At 35.6% G+C, this 16,419-nt stretch carries 17 protein-coding genes and 2 pseudogenes; 2 read left to right on the top strand and 17 right to left on the bottom strand.

Features of this window, described 5'->3' with window-relative positions:
* Window position 1: 1 nt before the first annotated feature.
* Window positions 2-817, top strand: a complete 816-nt coding sequence (locus tag QM810_RS01530; protein WP_414253602.1) for an ABC transporter ATP-binding protein — start codon at window positions 2-4, stop codon at window positions 815-817.
* Window positions 814-1,530 (top strand): ABC transporter permease, encoded by a 717-nt coding sequence (locus tag QM810_RS01525; protein ID WP_414253601.1) that lies wholly within the window; start codon window positions 814-816, stop codon window positions 1,528-1,530. Before QM810_RS01530 ends, QM810_RS01525 begins: the two co-directional genes overlap by 4 nt.
* 189 nt (window positions 1,531-1,719) lie before the next feature.
* Here the strand turns inward: QM810_RS01525 and QM810_RS01520 are convergent, their stop codons facing one another.
* The 17 genes and pseudogenes from QM810_RS01520 to QM810_RS01440 all read right to left on the bottom strand — a co-directional run bounded on the left by QM810_RS01520 (window position 1,720) and on the right by QM810_RS01440 (window position 16,419).
* Window positions 1,720-2,547 (bottom strand): ADP-ribosylglycohydrolase family protein, encoded by an 828-nt coding sequence (locus QM810_RS01520; RefSeq protein WP_414253600.1) that lies wholly within the window; start codon window positions 2,545-2,547, stop codon window positions 1,720-1,722.
* 11 nt (window positions 2,548-2,558) lie between these two features.
* Entirely contained in the window at window positions 2,559-3,365 is an 807-nt protein-coding gene (locus QM810_RS01515) for an alpha/beta fold hydrolase (protein WP_414253599.1), read from the bottom strand.
* Between the two features lie 118 nt (window positions 3,366-3,483).
* Window positions 3,484-3,564 (bottom strand): annotated as a pseudogene (locus tag QM810_RS01510) (CPBP family intramembrane glutamate endopeptidase); the annotation flags it as partial.
* Window positions 3,565-3,609: 45 nt separating this feature from the next.
* Window positions 3,610-4,101: a phosphoribosylanthranilate isomerase gene (locus tag QM810_RS01505; RefSeq protein ID WP_414253598.1), complete on the bottom strand. Its 492-nt coding sequence runs from the start codon at window positions 4,099-4,101 to the stop codon at window positions 3,610-3,612.
* Window positions 4,102-4,388: 287 nt separating this feature from the next.
* On the bottom strand, window positions 4,389-4,799 hold the full coding sequence (locus QM810_RS01500; RefSeq protein WP_414253597.1) for a hypothetical protein: 411 nt from the start codon (window positions 4,797-4,799) through the stop codon (window positions 4,389-4,391).
* A gap of 24 nt (window positions 4,800-4,823) precedes the next feature.
* Window positions 4,824-5,567, bottom strand: coding sequence for a lysostaphin resistance A-like protein (locus QM810_RS01495; RefSeq protein WP_414253596.1), 744 nt, complete (start codon window positions 5,565-5,567; stop codon window positions 4,824-4,826).
* A 301-nt stretch (window positions 5,568-5,868) separates the two neighbouring features.
* Window positions 5,869-6,486, bottom strand: a pseudogene (locus QM810_RS01490) (DNA alkylation repair protein).
* Window positions 6,487-6,616: 130 nt separating this feature from the next.
* The gene (locus QM810_RS01485) at window positions 6,617-7,495 is read right to left on the bottom strand and encodes an aminoglycoside phosphotransferase family protein (RefSeq protein WP_414253595.1); all 879 of its coding nucleotides are present in this window, start codon (window positions 7,493-7,495) and stop codon (window positions 6,617-6,619) included.
* A 120-nt stretch (window positions 7,496-7,615) separates the two neighbouring features.
* The gene (gene aac(6') / locus QM810_RS01480) at window positions 7,616-8,044 is read right to left on the bottom strand and encodes an aminoglycoside 6'-N-acetyltransferase (RefSeq protein ID WP_414253594.1); all 429 of its coding nucleotides are present in this window, start codon (window positions 8,042-8,044) and stop codon (window positions 7,616-7,618) included.
* Between the two features lie 410 nt (window positions 8,045-8,454).
* On the bottom strand, window positions 8,455-9,447 hold the full coding sequence (locus tag QM810_RS01475) for a hypothetical protein (protein WP_414253593.1): 993 nt from the start codon (window positions 9,445-9,447) through the stop codon (window positions 8,455-8,457).
* 321 nt (window positions 9,448-9,768) lie between these two features.
* A complete protein-coding gene (locus tag QM810_RS01470) occupies window positions 9,769-10,368 on the bottom strand; it encodes a hypothetical protein (RefSeq protein ID WP_414253592.1) in 600 nt (199 codons plus the stop codon).
* Window positions 10,369-10,650: 282 nt separating this feature from the next.
* The gene (gene rlmD / locus QM810_RS01465; protein WP_414253591.1) at window positions 10,651-12,006 is read right to left on the bottom strand and encodes a 23S rRNA (uracil(1939)-C(5))-methyltransferase RlmD; all 1,356 of its coding nucleotides are present in this window, start codon (window positions 12,004-12,006) and stop codon (window positions 10,651-10,653) included.
* Between the two features lie 74 nt (window positions 12,007-12,080).
* Window positions 12,081-13,055 carry a DUF1002 domain-containing protein gene (locus QM810_RS01460; protein WP_414253590.1) on the bottom strand — a complete coding sequence of 325 codons (975 nt, stop codon included), beginning with the start codon at window positions 13,053-13,055 and terminating at the stop codon, window positions 12,081-12,083.
* Between the two features lie 81 nt (window positions 13,056-13,136).
* Window positions 13,137-13,739 (bottom strand): lysozyme family protein, encoded by a 603-nt coding sequence (locus QM810_RS01455; protein WP_414253589.1) that lies wholly within the window; start codon window positions 13,737-13,739, stop codon window positions 13,137-13,139.
* Window positions 13,739-14,713, bottom strand: a complete 975-nt coding sequence (locus QM810_RS01450; protein WP_414253588.1) for a nucleoid-associated protein — start codon at window positions 14,711-14,713, stop codon at window positions 13,739-13,741. Before QM810_RS01450 ends, QM810_RS01455 begins: the two co-directional genes overlap by 1 nt.
* A 6-nt stretch (window positions 14,714-14,719) precedes the next feature.
* Entirely contained in the window at window positions 14,720-15,976 is a 1,257-nt protein-coding gene (gene glyA / locus QM810_RS01445; protein ID WP_414253587.1) for a serine hydroxymethyltransferase, read from the bottom strand.
* Window positions 15,973-16,419 carry a GNAT family N-acetyltransferase gene (locus tag QM810_RS01440; RefSeq protein WP_414253586.1) on the bottom strand — a complete coding sequence of 149 codons (447 nt, stop codon included), beginning with the start codon at window positions 16,417-16,419 and terminating at the stop codon, window positions 15,973-15,975. The genes glyA and QM810_RS01440 overlap by 4 nt, the downstream gene beginning before the upstream one ends.

Raw genomic sequence — 16,419 nt, 5'->3', positions numbered from 1 at the left:
CATGAAATACGCAATAGAGGTTCGTGGATTAGAGAAAAAATACGGAAGTAAGATGGTCCTAAAAGGTCTTGATCTTCAAATCGAAAAAGGAGAAATTTTTGCTCTGCTCGGTGTGAACGGAGCTGGGAAAACAACAACACTTGAATGTATCGAAGGTCTGAGAAAATATGATGGAGGCACTGTTATTGTAAACGGCAAAATGGGAATTCAACTGCAGTCATCTTCTTTGCCTGCTCATATCAAACCTATGGAGGCGATAAAGCTCTTTGCAAAATGGAATCAGACAAGCATTAATAATACCATGCTGAAGGCTCTTGGAATAAAAGAAATTGAGAAATCACAATATCTGCAATTATCCACAGGACAAAAAAGAAGACTACATCTCGCCCTTGCACTTATCAGTAATCCGGATATTATTTTTCTCGATGAACCGACAGCGGGACTTGATGTTGAAGGAAGACTGTCCCTCCATGAACAAATCCGAAAGCTCAAATCACAGGGCAAGACAATTGTTTTGGCAAGCCACGATATGGCCGAAGTTGAAACCTTATGTGACCGCATTGCTATTTTGAATAATGGAAAGATTGTCTTTTGTGGTACTCCTTCAGAACTGACAGACAGGTTGGGAAGAAAATATTTCATCCATTTAAAGACCCGGGACGGAGAGGAATCTTTTGAAACAGATACGATCGAGGACACTTTGATTTCATTATTGGAAGAATGCAAACAGAAAAATATCCAGGTATTGGATATTAAGGTTGATCGTGGCACACTGGAGCAGCATTTCATCGAAATGGCAAGGAGGGGATCGGAATGAATGGTTTTTTATATAGCCTAGCATTACAGTGGAAATTGGACATACGAAGTAAGTCTCTCTTGGTTACTTACTATATTGTACCGCTTATTTTCTTTCTTCTCATGGGTGGTATTTTTACTTCCGTTATGCCTGAAATGGGTAGCACACTCATACAGTCAATGATTGTCATGAGTGTTTCAATGGGGGCCTTTCTCGGTTTACCGCCTTCCTTGATTGAAACATACGGAAGCGACATAAAAAAGATTTATAAAGCAAATGGTGTGCCTATTCATTTAGGATTGGTGACAATAGTTCTCTCTGCCTTTCTTCATTTGATGATTACCTGCATGGTGATCCTACTACTTGCTCCAATTTTATTTAAAGCAAATCTACCAAATCAATTTCCCTTATTCTTTCTCGCGCTTGCCATCTACATTTTTGTATCGTTGAGTATCGGAAGTATACTGGGCATTACTGTTAATAATCAAGCAAAGCTGACCATGATAGCGCAACTTGTATTTTTGCCTTCAATTATGCTTTCGGGGATTATGTTTCCTATTAGCTTACTACCCGATTTTCTCCAAATATTAGGGCGAGTTTTCCCAGCTTATTGGGGATACAGATTGATGCTAGAGAATGATTTTAGTCTTGAAAACCTGTGGTATCTAATTCTTGTATCTTGTATTGCAGTAATGACTTGTATCCTCCTCTTGAATAAACAAAAATCTGAGTAAATACCTGAATAGGGCAACATGAATCCATGGAAACATTAACTTTAAAGAAAAAGCGACGAGATTGTTTCTTATCTCGTCGCTTTACTATTTTTCAGGGGTCAAGCTCATGACTTGGTTAAGTTTGTTTCTGCCTTTTCCTCTCAAAAGGTGATAACTCTTTACCCTAGTATTTGCTCAACTTCCTTAATCTTATTTTTCAGAGTTTGATATTGAAACTTCTTTCTCCCACCTTCTGAGAACCTCTTTCAAAGGCTCATCTAGATAGCTATAGGCCTTGTCTTTAATCCACTCAGGAATTCCATAAGCTGCCTCGGCGATACTTCCTGTGATTGCAGCAAGAGTGTCGCTGTCACCGCCAAGAGAAATCGCATTTCGAATCGCATCTTCAAAATCTGTACTTTCTAGAAAAGCAACGATGGCCTGAGGAACCGTATCCTGACACGTTTCATTGAAACGGTACGTAGGACGAATTTCATCCAGCGTTTTAGAAAGGTCATATCCATATTCTTTCTCGATATGTTCCTTAACGCGTCTTTTAATCTCCGCTGCGTTATTACTACCGAAGAAATAACGGCACATAAAGATCGCATCCGCTGTTGCCATTGCGCCTTTGATTCCTTCTGGATGGTTATGCGTCACCTCTGAAGAAAGTTGCGCCAGACGTTTCCCTTCGGACGGCAACTCGTCTGTTGTAGCCTCCATCACCCAAGCACACGGAGAAACACGCATCGCCGACCCATTCCCAAAACTATTGTAAGGTTCACGGTTGTCGGTCATAAGCCAACGATTAAACCTAGCACCGTAATCCGCGTTTGGATACATCCTGCCGTACTTCTTCATGGCATCAATGAAGTCATCCTCCTGACCACCATTCATGATTGCTTCCGCCACAGCACAGGTCATCACCGTGTCATCTGTGAAAAAACAATCGTCCCTAAACAAGGGAAAATCCTTCGTTTTAATATTGTTCCATTCATAAACAGAACCTACAATGTCTCCTACTATTGCTCCTAGCATAAGATTCCTCCTTACAGCATATCAGATTCATTATACATTCCCAATGAATCACTCTTTAAAAATGGTACCACCAAATCAACCCACTCTTGAGGCAGGTAAGCTGATAAAAAGCCGTGGTTATAGCCCTTTGCTTCATACAGAATAGTGTTTGGATGTAGCTGCTGAAATAATTTCGCTGATGCTTTCACACAGTTCAATTCTTTTTCACCATAAATATACAGAACCTGCGCCTTGCTAGCAGAAATCGTATCCTTCAGCTTGTAACACCCCATATATGTTTTGTAAATGGTCACCATTGTTTTAATAGGTGTCCTTGGTAGATCCTCCAAATAATATGCTTTTATTTCCTCTGGATAAGCTAGTTTAGGATAGAGTTTGTTCATCATGCTTAATTGAAGTTTGCAAGACAGTTTACTGAACATCAGTTTACCAAATAGAGCTACTATAAAGATGCTGATTTTAGCTAACCTTGGTTGTGGAATACAGAGGCTTCCGTCTATGATGGCCTTCTCAGCTATCTCGCTGTCTAAGGACAAAAGCTCCATGGCAATTTGACCTCCGAGCGAAACACCACCGATTGCATACAATTTCCCACCACAGTTTGCTTTGATATAGTCTAGGATCTCCAAAGCAGAATCTTCAGTAGAAATATAATCGAGTTGATATTCTTCACCATGGCCATTCAAAGTGGGTAGAATAACACGGTAGTCTTCTGACAAGCTCCGCGCTTGACGAAGATAATTCCACCAAGAACTGCCACCACCATGTATCAGTAAGATAGTAGGCAAATTCTTATCCCCAAATTCATGGAATTTCATGTTTAAACTCCTTACTGTGAGACTTTCAATAGATTCATCCTTGTTTAATCTGTTTAAAGAAGCAGTGATCTAAATACATCAATCGTTACTTTCGATAATAGTTAAGCTGATCAAAAATTTAAAATATTTTTTCCTTACTAATTCTATTACTCGCCAATATAGTATAAATTAAATAACAAATAAAAATAATAATAAAAATAAAAAAGCAACCAGTCTTACAACTTACTATTGTTCATATGATAATTTATAAATGTCTTTCCAGCCACTCGATCTTTTTAAAATCCTTATTGTTATTGTGATCATTTCGATAAGAGTCTTGAGAAGAAGCTTTGTAAATACTTAGATACTGCTCCATACTTGGAAGACGAAAAGTGATGCCTTCAATGTGAATAAGCTCTATATCCGATTCCGAAACTCCTGCAAAATCAGGTAAGGAATCGATACTTCCAAATTCAACACTCACTCTATCCTTTTGGAATTCATGCTCATGAATATCCATTAAGACGTAGCCTAAGTCTTTCATCACTTTCATTATCTTGTCCCAGTCATAAATTCTGAGATGATCAGGTACTTCCCAACCTCTAGGGTCACCAGGCACATGAATGTCAATATCAGACGGCCTCCAATTTTCTTTCGTTCTAAACTCCAATCCCAAAGAACCCATCAGTGTCGGTGTAATTCCGACTCGATTTAAATAGAAACAAATGGTTTTAAATTCTTCAAATAAGAGACTCATGTTTACTCTAAACCTTTCATCTAAATGTTCGTTATTTCTACTTTATTACCTTGATCAAAATCATTTTCTAGAGTATATCCAGTTATTTTAGATACAAAGGCTTTCCCTTCTTCTAAAGAATCAAACACGACTTAATCTTTAGAATAATCATTTTTGTACAATTCTAATAGATACATCATTAATCCTTCCAATATTTGAAAAACCAACCGAGATTTAAACGACTTACAACCTAATTACCTATTCTTACTATACACATGTATTACATAACGAAGATATTTAACTAAAGTTTATCCAGGATCTACATCTATAGAAGTTAATTTGTAACCATCCTCTTGGTATAAAAATTCTAATTGTAGGGTTAAATCTACTAATTCAGAATCGGAGGTCATCTGATATTCAACAGCAAAGCCAGTTTGATCATTAAATTCATAAACTTGTAGTTGAGAATACTCATAATTCGGATGGAAATTACATTCTACACCATATTCATCAATTTTATCAAAATCATTTAATTGTAATGAATCGTCAATATATTCAAGCAACTCTCTTACATCATCAACTTCTGAACCATCAACACAATCCATAATATCTCTATAATTATTTAGATGAATTGCTCTTAAAATTTTTTTAAGTACCTCAATTACTTTTTCTTCATTTTGGCATTTTTCTTTGTACTTAAAATCATCGAATATTCCCATGATAATACTTCCTTTTTCTAAAATTTAAAATATTTTTTTCTTACTAATTCTATTACTTGCTAATATTGTATAAATTAAATAAGCTATAAAAATGATAATAAAAGTAAGATTAATCTTCAACACAAAATAGAGATTTAACAAATTTGCGAATGCATGAAATAATAAGCAGTAACCGACAGATTTCGTTTGACGGTAAAGAAGTCCTAAAACAAAACTTAAAAATAACGTATATATAAAAAATAAAATAAAAGGAAATCCTTGATGACTTTCTCCAACTATAAACCATAAAGGCAGATGCCAAATTCCCCAGATTGAACCTACAATCAAATTAGATTGCCAATAAGTATATTTTTTATCAAGTAATAGCTGTAGTATTCCTCTCCATCCTAATTCTTCATGTCCACCACCAAAAAAAATGAGTTGTATAAAGAATAATGGCATCAGATAAATGGATACTCCGTTTAATTCTAAGGAAGATACAGAAAATAGTATCAAAATTGCTAACAAATGAATAATGAAATAAATACTACTATTTTCTTTCTTACTAAATACAAAATGTTGAAATTTTATATTATTCCTTTTCAAATAAAAGCCACTTGCAATAGCTGGACCAAGTGCACCAACTATATGTAATGTTCTTCCTATAATTGTTTCTAATCCCAAAATATGAGATTGAGTAAAGATGGCAAGAAGCCCCCAAGCTATATAAGTAATTCCAAATGTAATATAAAGATAATTTTTTAAATTCCTTTTATCAATTTCTGTCATTTTATCTTCCTTATTTTGATTATTTTAAATGTAATATTTGTTACTGCTTCTTAGTTGCTGTCGATTATAACTACCTATATTCTATCACAAAAACACAAAAAAAGCCTTACAATCAAGGCTTTTCATTATTGATTCATACCAAGCTTTCTATGCTTTTACGAGCAAACCTACATACTCGACATGTGGCACTAGTCAACATCTATATTATAGAATGAAAGGGATAGAGTTGATGTTTAAACTTAAACTTTAGAATAAAACTATTTTATAGTTACCATTTTTCCAAGTTTATAGCTGATAATTGTCACTTAATAAATCTACTTGCTAACTTGTAAACTTTTTGAATCTCTTTACTATTAATATCCCAACCATCAAGTTCTTCTTTAATCAACTCTGGAAATTTTTTGCTAATATCCCTCAAAGCATTACCAACTGATTTTCTAACATATTCACTAGAATCTTCTTTTAATGCTGCAATACGTCTAACCGCTTCATATGGATTCTCTTTGAAATATGGTCTACTCGTCCATATTCTCAAACCTTCTGTAACAGCTCTTCTGACATTTGGATTATTATTTTGTAGCTAGTCGTCAATAACCGGAAGAGATTTTTCATAACCTGTTTGCTTACAAAATTCATCAAATGCTTTTGCTAATACTTTTTGAACTCTCCAATTGTCATCCTTTGAAACCTCATCCCTCAAAAAGATCAAAATTTCTTCACACGATGACAAATGGCCAAAGAGAAATACACTGTACATTCTAACTTGATATACATTGGATTTAAAAGCTAAAAATGCTAATTCTTTGGTATACGCATTATCGTTTGATTGATAGTCAGCAAGAGCTCTTTGCTCTTCTTCTTTAAATCCATTTTCTATTAAAGAGAATTCTTTTTCTAAATTTAAAATATATTCTTTCATGTAACTTGACCCCGAAACAACATTCCAAGTTTTAAGATAATTCTCGATAGGTATTAATAAAGAATTGAATTCGTTATAATATGAGCAAATAATCTTGACATTTTTTCAAATTGATATTTAAACTCTTTTATTATTCAACCTTTTTCTCAATCAGATACCAACTAGGAATGATTTGCTTCATATCATCATACCATTCTAAAATTTCCTTAGCTTGATTTTGCATTACTGATATTTCTTCGATTCCGTAAGGTAAAGCCCAAGGAAGTGATCCAACTAAGTTATTTAGAATATAGATAGCGAGAAGATTCCAAAATAAATCCGGAACCTTACCATCAAAATATCCATCTATCATACCAGAGGCAAAAGAAGGTGAAACTTGAGCAGACCATACAATACGATTGAATTCCTCCCAAGGATCTCCAAGATCAAATCGATCAAAGTCAATGACATAAATTTTACGATCTTCACCAATCATGAAATTCCCGATATGATAATCTCCATGTTGGAAAACCTGAGGTCTATCTTTCAACAAATCTCGATTTGCATTTAAAAACTCAATAAAGGTCTGACCATTTTCATATTGAACGGGACATTCTTTGTATTTGGAGATTTTGTCATCAATTTTTCGATTATAAAAGACCTCCCAATCTTCACGAACTTCTGTAACAGGGAGTGAATGAATTTTTTGAAGGATTCTTCCTGCTTCTACTCCGTAAATGTATTGTTGTTCTTTTGAAACAGTTAAAATGGTTTCTCGAGCATCTTTCCCGTCAATCCATTCGTGTAAAGAATGTACTTCGTCATCGCAGAGTTCAATGCTAATCGGTTTACACATCGGAACTCCAAGAGAAGCTACTTTCTCCATCATATCAAATTCAAATTTTTTAGAATCTAACTTCTCCTTATCAGAAACACGCAAGAAATATTTTTGCTGATTTTTATCTGTCACACAATATTTTTTATCATCTGACCAGCCTTTATTTATAGCTATCTTACTACTAAAATCCATCAATAACTCCTCGATTAACTTTACAACATTACTATATTCTTAACTAATGAAAAGTAATTCGTAGTTCGTCCAATCTTTCACACTTTCTAAAGATACATAAATTTTGACCACGTTCTGAAATTATAATTTCTTCTTAAAATGAATAATTCTATTTGCCTCCTGAAATCCAATATTGAGATGAAATCTTATAGAATCCGTATTCGTTAAAGTACTGTCACTTGCAAATTCCTTACATCCTTTATTTTTCGCCCATTCCTCACATTTTGTACAGAGATTTTTAGCAATATCCTTTAAACGATATTCCTCGTCGACAATAATCCCTTCTAAGAATCCCACAGGACTATATTTACAACCTTCAACATAATCAAATCTGAGTGAACATAGTGCTAGACCTACAATTGTGTCACCTTCAACTTCAGTAAAGATTGCAGTATTTTTGCCATTCGTATATTTTTTCACTTCATCAATAGCTTCTTTATCGGTCAATTGGGGCCATAATTGTTTCATTAGTTTAGCCGTTTTTATAGAATCTTTTGTTATTCCATCCATATTGATGTTCCTCCGCAAATTACAAGCAAATGTTTCGAATCATGCTGTTACTTTGTTACTCATTGATTGATACCAATACCATCCCCTTCTACTTTTCGACTATCTCAGATTGGAAGAGCAGAGCCACGCACTCAGCGGGTCGGACTTACCGTATCATTTCGTCGGTTTCCCTCCTCATTCTACGAGTCCTATCCCATGGGCGGACTCAAAAAATTTGGGGAACCTTTTGAGGTTTAGCTATGTTAGTCTAATAAACATGCACACCAAATGTGAAACGATTTAACACTAAGTATGTCAGGTAGTCTTGTCTGTATGTGAAAACATTTTCATATACCTTTTAATGATTAAATAAGGTTATCGTTAAAAGGTATTACCTCTACAAACTGTGAGTTGTTGGTTTCTTTTCATTATCATACATCAAAAAAGTTAAATCCAAAATAATTATTAAAATCGAGATATTTATCAGATGAAATGAATTTATTTAACTTATAAATTTCACCAGTTGAGCATAATTTATTGTATAATTTTGGGTGTAAAATGGTGTTTGATGTACATTTCAGAACAATGTTTTGAATAAAAAATCCACTATCTTTTGAGTATTCTACTAATTGATTAAAAATATAACTATCTTCCTCATGTGCGATTATATAAAATATATTTGGTTTATTCTGAAATTCGGGTAGTATTCCAAAAGAAATCGGATATTTAGATTCAAATAATTCTTTACAAGCCATACTTGCAAAAGACAACTCGTTATCTATTTGATAAGTAAAAATTTTAAATTCTTTAATGAATTCAGGTTTCACAGTTCCATCATCTACAATAAATTTTTCAAATAGATTTTTTAAATTCTCATATTTCCTGAAATCAAAATCCATAGATAATTTTTTTGAAATTTCATTCAATCCACTATCAATAAGAGGTTTAATATCATTTATTACAGGATTATTATACTGCTTTTCAAAAATGGCATTATCATTTGTTAATACTGTTTTTTCTTCCCATAAAAGATGACATAAATTACGATATGCATATAGAAATGAATATTCCTCCAAAGATGCTTTTTCTACAGAATCTTTAACTTCAATTAATTTGAACAATGGTGCATCATGATTCTCTTCACAAAAACCTTTGAAGACCGTAGCTTTATTTATATGTTCTTTATCAAAGAAGCTTTCTTCCCCATTTCTAATTCCTTGAGTTAATCCTTTAATACTCCAACAATAAACCATACCTTCTTTATCAGACAATTTTTCTTGTAACATTGATTTTTGATAACAATGAGAATCAATTGGCTTATTACAACATTCTTTATACATACATTGACTATTTTGGGTATTTTTAAGTAGTCTATTGGCTTCGGCATTCAACGCTACCTTTAATTTAGTTTTATTATCATACACAACCTTTTCCTCCGATATTAATTTTCTTAGTTCTATTTTAACAATACTAACAGCTTTTATAAAGATTATTCTTTACATTACTTTTTTCATCTTTTTTAATAAATATCGATGATAACTTTCATTTTTTTGCAAATATTGCTCTTAGTTTATCAAAGTCCTAAGCTTTAAATCCTTTCAGAGCCTTTTTAGTATCATTCACTTATCTCTAATATAACTCACTGTACATGTATTTACATCTAGCTTTTCCTTTTATAAATTAACTAAAGTTAAATTTTGGGGATTAAAGAATTGAAATATTCTCTTTTTATTCTATAACTATACCTATTCTGTTCGAGTTTCAGCTAAATATATTCCCCATTCAGATAATTCTGTAGGCAAATCATAAACAGTTTTTCCATTACTTTCATAGATTTCAGAGATTCCTGGTGAGGTCTTAGAAAAAGTTTTCCAGGCTGTCACTAGTTCTTCTACAAATTGAATATTATGAGGTTCAAAAAAGTCATTAAATTTCGATAGTTCTTTACTATAAATTGTCACAACATTATAGCTATCAAGCATGATCTCATCATGACTTTTATGCCCACCAAATCCAAACTTACTTAGTCCATCATTAACAAGCAAATCACCGTATCTAATCAACAGTGCTAGGCATTCCTCTCTTGAACAACCATCAATATAATAAACATCCTTATGGGATTCCTTGATAATATTCTTTGCTATCACTTTTTCTCTATCAATACTGACAGGCAATTCCAAAATAAAAAACAAGGGTTCGTCATGAATCGCAATAAAGTGTTGAAAAACCTCTAATATTTTTTCTGCGTGTACATTCGCCATCAAATGATGTTCAGTTAACTTTGTAAATGATTCAAACAGGTTTTCTACCAAGCTAACTCGGTGACCTTTTACTAAATTCAACATTATACATCCTCCAGAGAATTTAAACTATATTCACATTTATAATCTCATTATAACATTAAACCTCTAAAAAGACTGCAACTTCCCAGTCACAGTCTCTTATAAATCTACCTCAGTTCCTTCAAGGAAAGTTATTACAATTTGTCCAGCTTCTGAAATAGATTGATAGCATGTCAGACTATAGTATCCAGAAGCCATACTTGAACTATTACTCTGATTCTTACCCTCTATTCGATTAGAGAAGCTACCTTCACGCTTTTCATTCTCCCTTTCGTTACAAGGTTTCTAGGCTTTTACGAGCAGAGCAACACACTCAACGTGATGCGTCTGCGGAAAAAGGTCCACCGGCTGCACTTTCTTTAATTCGTAGCCCAACTCTTGATAGAGTTTGATATCACGCGCCATGGTGGCGACATTACAGGAGATATAGGCGATACGGTCAGCTCCTGTTTGGGCGCTTGCTTTGATAAAGCTTTCGGTCAAGCCCTTGCGTGGTGGGTCGACCAAGATGGCAGTTGGTTGGATACCCTCCTTAAGCCAATTTCTCATGGCATTTTCAGCTGTATCACAGACATAGTGGGCATTGGTGATGCCGTTTAAACTAGCATTTTTCTGGCTATTCTCCACTGCTTCTGGAATAACCTCTACTCCATAGACTTCCTTAACATGCTTGGCAACGGACAAGCCAATGGTCCCAATTCCTGAGTAGGCATCAATGACCACATCATCTTCACTTAACTCCGCAAAGTCAATGGCTGTCTGGTAGAGCATCTCTGCCATTTCGGTATTGACCTGATAAAAGGCTGGTCCAGAGATTTGGAAATCATTTCCCAACATTTGATCCGTAATATAATCTTGACCATAGATAACCCGCCATTCTTTCCCGAAAATCGCATTGGTATTCTGGTCATTAATATTCTGCATGATAGATACAATTTCTGGAAATTGCTTGATGACTTGTTCCATTAACTGTTCAACTCGGAAAATTTTAGGACGAGTTGTCACTAAGATAACCATAATCTGACCTGAATGATGTCCACGACGAACAACAAGGTTACGAATCAAGCCAGACTGTTCCTTCTCATCATAAAGCTTCAAGTCATATCGACGGAGTAAATCACGTAGGGCTAGAATAACCTGATCAATAACTGGATTCTGAATGTAAAAATCTTCCAACGGCATAAGGTCATGAGAATTCTTACGGAAGAAACCAGTTTCTAGAACACCATTTACTCGGCGAACAGGAACCTGGGCCTTGTTGCGATACTTGATAGGATTTTCCATACCTAGAGTACCAGCAACCTCTACATTCGTGATTCCAGCAATCTTGTAGAGATTGTCTTTCACTTGCTTGGTTTTAAACTTAAGCTGCTCTGGATAAGCAAGATGCCCCAAGTCAGCGATACCCGAACGCAAATAAGCCAAATCTAAATCTTGGTTACGATGAGATGATTGGACGAGATACTCCTCGACCTTACCAAAACCAATCTTCTTGTTGACTTTAAGGACACGCATAAGGATTTTTTCTGTTGGTAAAGCATTCTCAACAAAAAAGACCAAGCCATCTACCTTGGCAACTCCTGCTCCCTCATGAGTCAAATCGACAATCTCTACTTCTACAATATCATTTTTCTTTAACATATGTTTCACTTTCTATCAACCGACAAAAAAAGACGGCAACTGTTCTGTTACCATCTATTATACCATGAATTAGCCTAAGCACCAAAACTCTTGAAAAAGTTTACAATTGCTTGCCAAATAGCACTGAGGATATTTCCACCATCTTGAATAGCTTTATTAGCATCAAAGTTTAGGTCGATATTGCTGAAACTGTCACCTGCTTGAGCAACGATACTTTGTTTCAAATCTTTTAGAGTCTTTGTAAAGTCTTCGTTATCAAGAATATCGCTCTTAGAAAGATTGAAGGCAAAGTTGATGATGACATTGACCTGATTGCCTGTAACAACTTGATCCAGTTTGTAGTTCTTCAAGGTATCTTCAACAATCTTACGAACATCATCTTCTGTAAGTTCACCTTTGGACTCTTTAGCCTTAGCGACTGCAGCCTTGATATCGGCAAGAGCTACGTTCAGCTTGTTAGCGTCGAAGCCTGATTTGTCCTTGTTTTCATCATTAATATCAGACAAGGCCTTAAGCTCTTCCTGAGCTAAGTCTTTATTTTCTTGAGGTAATTTTACACCATTTGACTCGAGGGAATAGTAAATACCTGCTAGGGCACTTTCACCGGTTACAGGGATTGGTGCTGCAACGGTGATACGCGCATGCTCCACACCCAAGGTAACAGCCGCATTACGGTACATATCTTGTGTTACTTTAGTGATATTTTCAGGTGTTTCAATCTTGACCTCAAGGGGAGATTTTTCACCTAATTTTTGAATTTTTGCTGATGAATAAAGTTGAAGACTTGAATCGTTTGCGACATTCATAATTTTTGAGTAGACAGCTGGTGTCATGGTCTTCAAATCTTTAGTATCTTTTGAGGCATCATAGCCAAGTTTTTTAAGTGTTTGATTTTTTTGATCTTCCGTTAATGAAGAACCCAAGACGTACTCAGGTTGAACATAGGTTTCATCAATTACTTTTTGAACATCAGTAGCTGCCTGGGCGCTTTGCAGTGTTGCAACTGCTAAAAGTACTGCAGCGCTAGTCAGAAAGAATTTCTTTCGCATGAGACGTTCCTCCTTTTCCACTCTAGCATATTAAAGTATCCTTAAAGAAAACTTATAAAAGCACCTAGGAATTCTAGATGCTTAAAATAGATTAAAAATTTTCATAATATAGAGATTTAGCTGAACCTGTCTAGAGTAATAATAGTTTCCCCCATCCACATAAAGTTCTCCACCTTGAAAGATAGAAATGGGATTGATGTAGCGATAGGTTTTCCCTGTTGTATTTCCTAATATAGGCGCAACTGTATCTCTGGAGTATTGCTTAGCTAGTGCAATAGTATTCTTTTTCCCATTTTGGGCGATAAAATCAATATAAGCAGGTCCAAAGTTATAAGCTTGAATGGCTGTCCAGACATCCACTCCTTTTTCTTGAGCTAGATAGAGATTTTCTGTCAAGGTTTGAACCCCTTGCCGAATACTACTTGCATTATCGTTTATGGTATCAGTAGAGCCACTAGCAGATTCACTTGACTGCATCACGTCTCCTTCTTTACCCTTCGTTTCTGTATAAATCATGGCGAGCACAAGCTCTTCGTTTGCTGGGGTATCTCTTTCATTCAAGATTTCGCGAACCATGGGTTGGTAGGTCATGACTTGTTTGACATCCTGACGAATCAGATAAGCTTTATATCCAGCGAAAAGGAAGACTGCTAGTACCAGCATTCTTCGTATAAATTTAAACATTATTTACTTTGTATATCCTCGATATTTTTGATTAAGATAGAGTATGTTCCATTGTCGTTTTGAATAAATTCAACTGACTCAGCATCTTGATAGACATTGTTTGGTACGATGAGTTCAATTCCGTTTGACAAGGAAAGTTTCTGATTCTCAAATCTCTTTAACTGACGACTGGCATCAATCTCATCAAACTGTACTGGCTCTGGTACTGCTTCTTTAACCTGGTCAATGAAGCTAAGTCGAGCAGTCAGATTATTGTCAAAAAGATCATTGGCTAATTTTTCTGGAGAGAGCTCATTATTCTCTTCAAGATTATTGAAAATTGCTGATTTTACTTTTGATTGAAATTGGAAATCATCTGAGTTAAAGGTTTCGGCAATTTTCTGAGCCGTTTTTTCAAGTTCCTTGATTGATTTCTTAGGTGAAATCTTTGGTTGTGCTTGAATAAGATTCTCAGAAAAATAGTTTAAAAAGGCTCCATTATACTTGATCCGTTTCTCAATCAGGTGATATTTGCGGTTTTGAAGATTAACCACAAGGGCTTCATCAGCTCCAGTACCAAAACCTGGTAGATTATTCTGAGTCAGTTTGATTGGATTATCAACTTCACCACCTAAGTGCGTCAAGGTCTCACGCAATGCAATTCTAAGAAAAGCAAAATGTTCGACTCCTTCTTTTGAAAACAGGACAAAGACTAAATCATTTGTCTTTTGATTTTCAGATACAGAGAATTCCTCTTTCCATAGATTGGCAATCGTCACAGATGTTTCCATTAAATCTTCTGTAATGTTGTTGAAAAATGGGTTATCCTCTTCAAAAATACCAGTTTTAGCATCATCAGAATACACACGCTCCACTTTTTTACGCAAGTATTCCTCTATTTTTGGAGTGATATTGAGAAACTTATCCGCTAGGAACAACTCTGTCTCATCAGGGCTGAACTGATGGATGATGGCTTTCTTGATATAAATATCCATAAAATATTAGTCCTCGTATAATGGGAAGGCATCTGTCAAGGATTTGACTGCACTTCTCACTTCTTCTAAGACAGCTTCGTTTTCTGCATTCTTAAGGGCTTTAATAATAAGTTCAGCAACTTGACGGCTTTCTTTTTCACCAAAGCCACGAGCAGTAATTGCTGCCGCTCCAATACGAATACCACTAGTCTTAAATGGTGACAAGGTTTCATAAGGGATAGAGTTCTTATTTAGGGTAATATTAACTTCATCCAGCAAGTTTTGAGCTACTTTTCCACTTTCTACAACCTTAGTGACATCCACTAGGAAGAGGTGGTTTTCAGTGCCACCAGAGATAATACGGAAATCAGGATCTTTCAGGAATACTTCAGCCATAGCCTTACTGTTCTTGATGACATTAGCAGCATATTCCTTGAAGGCTGGATCTAAGACTTCTTTGAAGGCAACAGCCTTAGCAGCAACAACATGCTCTAAAGGACCACCTTGGATACCCGGGAAAATAGCTGAATTAATTTTCTTAGCCAGCTCTTCGTCGTTAGTCAAAATCAAACCACCACGCGGACCACGAAGGGTTTTGTGGGTCGTTGTTGTAGTGATATGGGCGTATGGTACTGGACTTGGATGAAGACCAGCAGCAACCAAACCAGCAATGTGAGCCATGTCGACCATGAGCTTAGCACCGACAGCATCTGCAATTTCACGGAATTTAGAAAAATCAATAATCTGAGAATAGGCTGAAGCACCAGCAACAATTAGTTTTGGTTTTACTTCTTGAGCTTGTTTCAAGATGGCATCGAAGTCCAAGAGTTCTGTTTCAGGATCAACGCTATAAGAAACAAAGTTGTAGGTTTGACCTGAGAAGCTAACAGGAGCTCCGTGAGTCAAGTGCCCACCTGCAGCCAAATCCATTCCCATAACTGTATCACCTGGCTCAATCAAAGCCATGTATGCTGCACAGTTGGCTTGACTTCCTGAGTGAGGTTGGACATTGGCAAATTTAGCACCAAAGATTTCTTTCGCACGTTCAATAGCTAGAGTTTCAATAACATCTACTACATCTGTACCACCGTAATAACGACGTCCTGGATAACCTTCGGCGTATTTATTAGTCAAGATAGACCCTTGAGCAGCCATAACAGCCTTAGAGACTACGTTCTCTGAAGCGATTAATTCAATATTATTTTGTTGGCGTTCCTCTTCTTTGGCAATGGCATTCCAAAGATCCACGTCATAGGCTTCAAAATCATCTTTGTCAAAAATCATAGGTCTTCTCCTTTTATTAATTTAATGAATCGTTTCTGCACTTTATCACAAGTATAACCTACTCTTTCATAAAATGCATGCGCACCTGTACGATGGTCTGCAGAGTTTAAACGTATAAACTTATAGCCACGTTTTGCTGCTTCCTGTTCTAATCCTTTAAGCAAAGTTTTACCGATTCCTTTACCTTGTGTTTGAGGTAAAACAGCTAAAGCTAGGATATTAAAACCTGGTTTTGAATAAAGGGATTCATAAACCTCAGCATGAACATAACCAAGTAAGTTATGGCTGATTGAATCCTCAAAACCTAGTAGGAAGTGATGGGAGTCTTGTGACAACTTAGCTAGTTGACTAGCCGTCTCCTCTGGACTAAAAGCATAACCTAGTGCTTCTTTGTTAATGACACAAATTGTTTCGACATCTGTCGCTTTCAAATCACGTAGCAT

The organism is Streptococcus infantis, assembly GCF_047464155.1.
Lineage (GTDB): Bacteria > Bacillota > Bacilli > Lactobacillales > Streptococcaceae > Streptococcus > Streptococcus infantis_U.
Note: the sequence above shows the minus strand (reverse complement) of the source record. Positions and strands in the feature narration are given on the sequence as shown.